Source organism: Parenemella sanctibonifatiensis (assembly GCF_002250565.1).
Classification (GTDB): domain Bacteria; phylum Actinomycetota; class Actinomycetes; order Propionibacteriales; family Propionibacteriaceae; genus Parenemella; species Parenemella sanctibonifatiensis.
On sequence record NZ_NMVJ01000013.1, the window covers coordinates 1 to 7,320 of the forward strand.

At 60.2% G+C, this 7,320-nt stretch carries 6 protein-coding genes; all 6 read right to left on the minus strand.

Annotated features, from left to right (window positions below; genetic code table 11):
- Positions 1 to 1,055: DegT/DnrJ/EryC1/StrS family aminotransferase (locus tag CGZ91_RS13880; protein ID WP_229116646.1), on the minus strand; the 1,055-nt coding region annotated here is incomplete at its 3' end.
- A gap of 185 nt (positions 1,056 to 1,240) precedes the next feature.
- Positions 1,241 to 2,938 carry a carbamoyltransferase family protein gene (locus CGZ91_RS13885; protein ID WP_094456125.1) on the minus strand — a complete coding sequence of 566 codons (1,698 nt, stop codon included), beginning with the start codon at positions 2,936 to 2,938 and terminating at the stop codon, positions 1,241 to 1,243.
- Positions 2,935 to 3,870, minus strand: coding sequence for a hypothetical protein (locus CGZ91_RS14150; RefSeq protein WP_144276927.1), 936 nt, complete (start codon positions 3,868 to 3,870; stop codon positions 2,935 to 2,937). The genes CGZ91_RS13885 and CGZ91_RS14150 overlap by 4 nt, the downstream gene beginning before the upstream one ends.
- 116 nt (positions 3,871 to 3,986) lie before the next feature.
- Positions 3,987 to 4,970 carry an SPASM domain-containing protein gene (locus CGZ91_RS13890; RefSeq protein ID WP_324252667.1) on the minus strand — a complete coding sequence of 328 codons (984 nt, stop codon included), beginning with the start codon at positions 4,968 to 4,970 and terminating at the stop codon, positions 3,987 to 3,989.
- A gap of 242 nt (positions 4,971 to 5,212) precedes the next feature.
- Positions 5,213 to 6,199 (minus strand): IS481 family transposase, encoded by a 987-nt coding sequence (locus CGZ91_RS13895; protein ID WP_094456129.1) that lies wholly within the window; start codon positions 6,197 to 6,199, stop codon positions 5,213 to 5,215.
- Positions 6,200 to 6,311: 112 nt separating this feature from the next.
- Positions 6,312 to 6,686, minus strand: coding sequence for a VOC family protein (locus tag CGZ91_RS13900; RefSeq protein WP_088818064.1), 375 nt, complete (start codon positions 6,684 to 6,686; stop codon positions 6,312 to 6,314).
- Positions 6,687 to 7,320: the final 634 nt, after the last annotated feature.

Sequence of the window (7,320 nt, forward strand, 5' to 3'; positions counted from 1 at the left end):
GAACCACCTGCTCCGGCGTGTGACGCTTCCTTCTGTTTGTCATGATCTGACCAGTCTCCCTGCCCGAAGCCTCGAGCAACAGGACAACTCTCACAATGACTGGACCTACAAAAGGGGGTCAGGCCAACTGCAGACATCGCTGGCTGCCCCAGCATCATCGTCGTGCGCTCCAGCTCCTCGCACACCCTCAAGCTGTCCGCGACCTTTCGCCCCTTGAAGGAACTCTCACTTGCAACACTGCGCGGGGTCCGGGGCGCAACCGGAACACCTTCGGCTCGAAGCGAATCGTTCACCCTTGCCAGAGGAAGGTTCGGCGGCCACATCTCCCAGTTCACCTGCACAGGAACGGCAAAGTGGGACGCGGTCTGAACGTCGATCCCTGGCGCCAATTGATATGGTCCTTCCTGCCCAAAGGCATCCATGAACTCCTCGTAGAGCTGCGACACGAACTCCCGCTTTCGCCCGACCTGGTCCCCGAGCCGATCGATCTGAGGTGGCAAAATCGCTGCAAGTAGTTCGCTCAACCGAAGGTTGCCCCCAAGAGTTGTGTGCTCGACACTTCCAGGCAGACGTCCATGATTCCGATCCCGCTGCACAAACCTAGCAATTTCATCTGAGTTCGTGAGGACCGCTCCCCCTTCGCCACATGTAACATTTTTGTTGTACGCGAAGCTAAGGACTGCAGCAGCACAGAAGTCGAGCGCTCCTTGTGCTGCCAAGGACGCGCCCAGAGCTGGCGCCGCGTCGACTATTAGCTCAACACCACGCGGTGCGAGGTGCTCATACAACGCCTGCAGGTTTACGACTTGGCCATACTGGAGAACTACAACGACCGCCTTCACGGCTTCAGACCATGCAGCTTCCACCTCCTCGACGCCTAGGCAGTGGTTCGCCCTTGCCACGTCCGCGAAGCGGACGCTTGCCCCGACCCTCGCGACTGCGGCCGCTGTGGCGTGAAACGTCCAAGCAGGCAGGACAACTTCGTTTCCTGGACCAACACCGATCGATCTCAGCGCGACCTCAAGAGCCTGGGTGCCGCTAGTCACAAGGCGCACGTGTTTACATTTTACAATGCCCGCAATCTCACCTTCAACTCGGGACACAGACCCACCCACCACCTCTCCGCCCCAGGGGTGAGACAAAAGCACTCCGGCGATTCCCTCCAGTGCACCATCGGTATTCCACGGCCAAGGCGGGAACTTCCCAACCGATGGATTACCGCCGTTCACCGCGAGCACGGTCAGTAGTCCTTCGTCACTAGAAATGGCCCGAGCGCTAGGGCGTCCAGGCCGCATGAGTAGAACGTACGGATCGCATCGTCAGGGGTCTCAACAATAGGCTCGTCCGCGAGATTGAACGACGTGTTCAGAACTACCCCCCAACCAGTGACCGCTTTCAACCCGCCAAGCAGCGCTGCGAGCGGGCTGCCACAGTTCGCGGGCACGAACTGTGCCCGCGAAGTCCCATCTACATGAACGACGCTAGGCAAGGCAGCGCGTGCCTGTGGTCGCATGGGAATCGCCTGCTGCATGTAGACGCTATTTGCCGTGTGGGCTGACTCAAACAGTCGATCCCATTCCGTGCTCAGTACTGCCGGCGCAAACGGCCGAAACCCCTCACGGAATTTCACCGCAGCGTTCACGCGGTCCTTGCTGGCCGGGTCTCGAGGATCGGCCAAGATCGACCGGTGCCCCAACGCCCTGGCACCGAACTCGGACCGGCCATGGTACCAACCCACCAGCTTTCCTCCACTGATGAGGCGTGCGACCTCCTTGCCGACATCATCCATCGACGTGTAGCGGACGCGACATCTCTCGAGAGCACTCCGCAGATCGGCGTCGTCGTAGAGCGGCCCCAAGGCGGATTCGACCGGCACGGTGTGCGTCGACCGAACCCCCTCGACGAAGAGGGCTGCTCCAATCGCAGTTCCCGCATCATCGGGCGCGGACGGAATGTACAGATACTTGAACGGGGTAGCTTCCCCCAGCCGTCCATTCATAGCTGAGTTCATGAAGGTTCCACCCGACACCGCCAAGCTGTCACGCTTTCCACCGAGGTCGTATGCCGTCGATGCGCAGTGCACCACGGCAGCTTCGAGTACTTTCTGAGCTGCCAGCGCCACGGCTGCGTGTCGCGCGTCAACTTTCTCGCTCCGCTTGCGTGGCGGTCCAAACCGATCCAGAAATCGTCGCGAGACTGCTAGCTCCCTTTCACTCAAGTAGAAGTCGAAGTAGTTTAGGTCGAGTTCGATCATTCCGCCCGGGACTAGACGAACCAAGTCGGCCATCTCAAGTCCGGTCGCATCCTTACTGTCCCCATAGGCCGCAAGGCCCATGATCTTGTACTCGTCGAGATCCAGTCGGAACCCTAGATAGTCCGTAATCGCGCCGTAGAATAGACCTAGGGAGTGCGGCCAGTTCATCTCTTGAAGGAGGGTGATGCGGTTCCCTTCGGCCGTACAGATGGTTCCTGTCTGCCGCTCTCCACGGCCGTCGAGGGTCAGAATCACATTGTCTTCCGACTCTGCTTGGTAGTGGGCCGCCGCGGCGTGTGCCATGTGATGTGTAATGAATTTCAGCGGAACGCCACCCGAGGCCAGCTCCAATTGGTCATCTGCGGCCCAGTCGGAGCCAAGGACTTTGGATAGATTGGCCGGAACTGAGTACAGCGTCTCAGCGTAGAACCGAGAGCTGCCCAATTGGCGTGATGGTGCATACGGAAGCGTCGTCATCGGGTTCGCGCTAATCGCGACTGCTTTAAGGGAGTCCCCCACTGGCATATGCTTCAGTACGCTTTCGATCGCTTGCCGAGGAAACCCGCGAAAATGCTTTATCCGATTCAGACGCTCTTCACTTACTGCACTAACGACGCGCCCCTGTGAAACGAGGGCCGCGCTCGAGACCCACATATCGTTCGCGATGCCAAGAACTGCCATCATGCCTCCCTCAGTGTTTCGTACCCTTGCGCGGAGATATAGATTCCGATCCTCTCCACAACTACATCCAGATGCGCTGGATTGAACGCCATCACGCTACCCTGAACCCCCTGAGTGGTAGTACCTGGCTTCGTTGAGGGAATCGCATCGCTCAGATTCCGCGCGAGCCACTGGCGGCTTTCATCTAGTCTCAGAGAGTCGATCCGATCCTGACATTCGTCGGTACGCAGACGGACGTGACTGACATGGCGTTGTTTCGCAGATGGCCTCAGGAAGATGACCTCTGAGCCTAACGACTCAAAGCGTTGGCCGATTCCGAACGCCGTACAGAAGTTTCGCGGATCAACCCGCACCCGCCGACCTCTGACCCCATCAGCCGGACGGTTCGGCGATGTCTCTCCTGATGAGAGCGAGATTTCATCAATTGTGGGCCGAAGATGAAGAGGTATAGCTTCCGGACGGAGCTCGATCACAGTGGGCAACCCGACCATATATGAGCCGTCGAGATACACGGTGTCATTAGCAATGAGCTCAAACGAGTATCCCTTGGACGCCAGGCCGAGCAGGATCGAAGTTTTCCCGGACTGACTCGGGCCTGAGATAGCCACAGCTCGGTGCGGGCTCACGCCGACGGCCGCTGCGGCGATCGGACCCGCTCCTGCGGCAAGGAGTGCCGCCACCACGGTCCTGCGAAGGAGCCTGCGAACGTAGAGCCCTGCTTCCGAAGGCGCTGCGGAAGTCAACATCACCGATTCGGCTGGGTTGTAGAGCACCCGGCCGGAACTGGCGTTGATCTCCTGATAGCCGTGCATCTTCAGTGGATCTAGTCCCGTCAGCGACAACCGCTGGACCGTCAGGGTTGGCGCCGTGCAGCGATCACTCACGAACTCGCACTGTAACCAAGGAGACAACCCTTGACGCACGGCGATGAGCATGTCGGTCGAATTCGAATCAACCGCAAGCTTCAGGTTTCTCCACCGTGCTTCGATCCGCCAAGATGTCTCGGTTGCCGATTCGAGGCGTACTGCGCCCGTCACAGCTGACTCGCGAACTAGTGCTTGACCAGGACGGATCTGGCGAACGCTACGGCGTCATCGAGTTGACCTTGCTGTTCATAGATGTCCGCGATAACTTCGAGCATGCCATTTGCGCGGTTCTTGTACGGGTCGCAGACCTTCGGGCAGTCTCTCGGCAGGCGCCCCGCACGATAATCCGCGCGGGCCGCGCCCTCCCAGACGTCGCGGAACTTGCCTTCAAGGACGCTTCCGTATGAGTGTCCGTTCGGCCGCGGGTGATAATTGCACGGGTACATGCATCCGTCAGACCCAACAGCAGCCATCAGGTCCGTGATACGACAGTGCGTAAAGTGTCGACGCAGGTTGACGGGTTCGCCAATGTGATGAACTTCGATAAGATCAAAGGACTCATCAACAAGATCTCGCCTGATGCGTTCGATCTGGGCAACTGTGTCGGCGACTTGATCGGCGTTCAGAAGCCGGTCTCCGCTGATGTCCCGTTTCAGGCGAAGGGTCCGGACTCCAGCGGCATGTAGCGCTGCCGCGGCATCGTACAGCTCGTGGTGTGTCTCGGGGTACATAATGAAAGAGGCGTTGACTGTGAGAGGGCTTCCGCTGGTCGCGACCTCCTCAGTCAAGGCTCGAACATTGTTTAAGACCCGGTCGAACTTCTTCATCCCGGACGCGCGACCCTCGAACTTTAGAAGTGCGTAGGTTTCCGGCTTTCCAGCATCAAGGCTGATGTTGACGTATGACGCACGAAGAAGAGCTGCCCGGACCTTGTCGTCCATCAGTTCAGCGTTGGTGAACAGTCCAATCCGCTTGCCGTGATCCGCAAGGAAGTGGATCCCCTCAGTGACGGCAGCCTTCGATGAAAGGGGTTCACCGATCAGTCCGGAGAACGACACCGCCTCGACCGAGTAGTCCTCGCCACCGTCTGGGTTGGGCACGGTGTAGTCGACGATTCCCTGAAGAAGGCCAAGCATCGCATCAACCGACGCCAAGGTGTTGGGCAGCATCTCGTGGGCAGTCTTGGCTGCATCGAGTGTTACCAGTTCGTTGGAGTCATCCCAGATTTCGATTGGAATGTGGTCCCCTATGCACCAGACGCATCGTAGGTTGCACGAGCTCGAAGGGTGGATGAGAACCTCGAAAGGCGGCAGAACCTCCCCGCGAAGCATTGCTTCAACCCTCGATCGCTCCCTGATGAGCAGGTCGAGTTCGTTGAACCGGCCGGGTATGTCATCTCGGTAACGGACTTCTAGCTGTACTGATCGGGGACGTTGATCAAACGTGAGAACGGCGGCTGGTTATCGCAGGCGCTGTGTGGCCGGTGCTGGTTGTACTGGTGCAGCCAGGCCTGCAAGGCGTCGCGGCGTTCCTGCTCGCTGCGGTAGCAGCGGGCGTAAGCCCACCCGTCGGCCATGGTGCGGTGGAACCTCTCGACTTTCCCGTTGGTCTGCGGCCGGTACGGGCGAGTCCGCTTCGGTGTGATCGAGAGTTCCTCGCAGGCGTCGCGCCACAGTAAGGAGCGGTACGCGCCGCCGTTGTCCGACAGGACGCGTTCGATGGTGACGCCGCGGTCGGCGAACCAGTCGACCGCCCGGTGCAGGACGGCGACGGCGGTGATGGCAGTTTCGTCGTCGTGAACCTCGGTGTAGGCGACGCGGGAGTGGTCGTCGATGACGGTGTGCACGAACGCGTACCCCAGCTTAGGGTTGTGCCACTTGCTGCGGGGCTTGTCCGGGGTGGCGGAGCGGTTCTTCTCGCCTTGGCGGCGGCCGACATAACGCCAGCCGCCGCCGTCGGGGATGTTCCCGAGCTTCTTCACATCCACGTGCACGAGCGACCCGGGGTAGTCATGCTCGTAACGGCGGACAGGTTCACCTGTAGCGCGGTCGACGTATGCGAGCCGGTTCAGCCGGGTGGTTGTGAGGATGCGATGCACGGTGGACGGCGCGATGCCGAGCCTGCTCGCAAGTTGAACCGGCCCCTCGCGAAGTCGCATGCGCAGGCTCACGCACCGCTTCATCGTCGCCTTGCTCGTCTTGTATGGCGAGGTCTTTGGGCGCGAGGACCGGTCATGCATCGATTCGCCATTGGCGTAGCGGTCTACCCACCGCTTCACTGTCGGCCAGGACACCTGGAAGCGAGCGGCGACCTCGCTGACCGGCCAGCCTTCGTCAATTACAAGTCGGGCGACTTTCAGCCGGTGTCGCGGTGTGAGTGCTGCGTTGGCGTGGGACATCGGGAAGCCTTCCTGTGTGAAGCCGCTCGCTCAAGAACGCAGCGTTGCTGGGGTAGTCAGAGCGAATAGGTAAGTCGACCGTCGAGAACTGAGTCATCCGCACAGCTCCGCGCTAGACGTATGGGCGGGTAAGAAGTTCGACAAGGTGGCCGAATGGGTCAAGGACGTAGAGAGCGCGGGCATCTTCCTCGCTGCGGATCTGGGCGCGAAGCGTTCGCTGGGGGTCTGCCCAGTAGTCGGTTTCGGTGCTGATAAGTGACGCCAAAGTGCGAGCGAAGTGCTCGTCGTCGACTAGGAAGGCAAAGTGCAGTTCACTGAAGGTGGTGGGCGGACGAACGAACTGCAACAGCACGCCGTCATCGAGCAGTACGTGGGCGAAGGGTCCCCAGGCGGGGGCTGACTTGGCCTCCAGCAGCTCTCGGTAGAACTTGGCGGATTCTTCGGCGTCATGGGCCGGGATGATGATGTGGTTGAACCGGGCAGTCATGGATGTCTCCTATCGATTTTTGGGCATGCAAAGGTGGCCCATGTGAGGACACATGGGCCTAGGGGTGCGAGAAGTCGGCGGTAGTGACCGGCGAAGCGCTGGCCATCTGCTGACGTGTTCTGGACTGGACGCTCGCGATCAGTCACGCGGCGACGCTGGGTGCGGCGATAACACCGTCGGCCTCCCAGAGGTTCGGCGCCTCCATGCCTGGCACAGACTGCCACCGGCACGCGACGCTACTTCAATAGTACCCCCGAAGGTGGCGGAGCCTCAATCAACGTCTCCGGTCAGTACATCTAGCGGACTGAGGACCTGGGGGATGGAAATCAACGGGGTGACCTCGCTCTCACGTCTCGAACTGCTGTTGCTGATTCGACCTGCCCCCGGGCGTCGCCCGCGGCGTTGTCGGATCGTTAACGCTCATGACACTCCCAGTGACCATGGCTTGTCAACCCCTCGGCTGGCCGGCCATGCCGGACTCGCCCAGGGTCGCCCGACGGTTCACTGGGGACTGCCCCGGGTTTGGTTGACATCAGCAGCTCAGGTCCGTGAGGGCCTGGTGAGAGGATGTATGTCATGCCCAAGCCCCATCCCAAAGAGTTCCGTGATGATGTGGTCGCAGTTGCTCGCAGAG

Bases quoted from the DNA above. Each gene is read 5' to 3' on its own strand.
- CGZ91_RS13895 (WP_094456129.1), bottom strand. From the start codon at position 6,199: ATGTCCCACGCCAACGCAGCACTCACACCGCGACACCGGCTGAAAGTC.
- CGZ91_RS13885 (WP_094456125.1), bottom strand. From the start codon at position 2,938: ATGATGGCAGTTCTTGGCATCGCGAACGATATGTGGGTCTCGAGCGCG.
- CGZ91_RS14150 (WP_144276927.1), bottom strand. From the start codon at position 3,870: ATGCTCATCGCCGTGCGTCAAGGGTTGTCTCCTTGGTTACAGTGCGAG.
- CGZ91_RS13900 (WP_088818064.1), bottom strand. From the start codon at position 6,686: ATGACTGCCCGGTTCAACCACATCATCATCCCGGCCCATGACGCCGAA.
- CGZ91_RS13890 (WP_324252667.1), bottom strand. From the start codon at position 4,970: ATGCTGCCCAACACCTTGGCGTCGGTTGATGCGATGCTTGGCCTTCTT.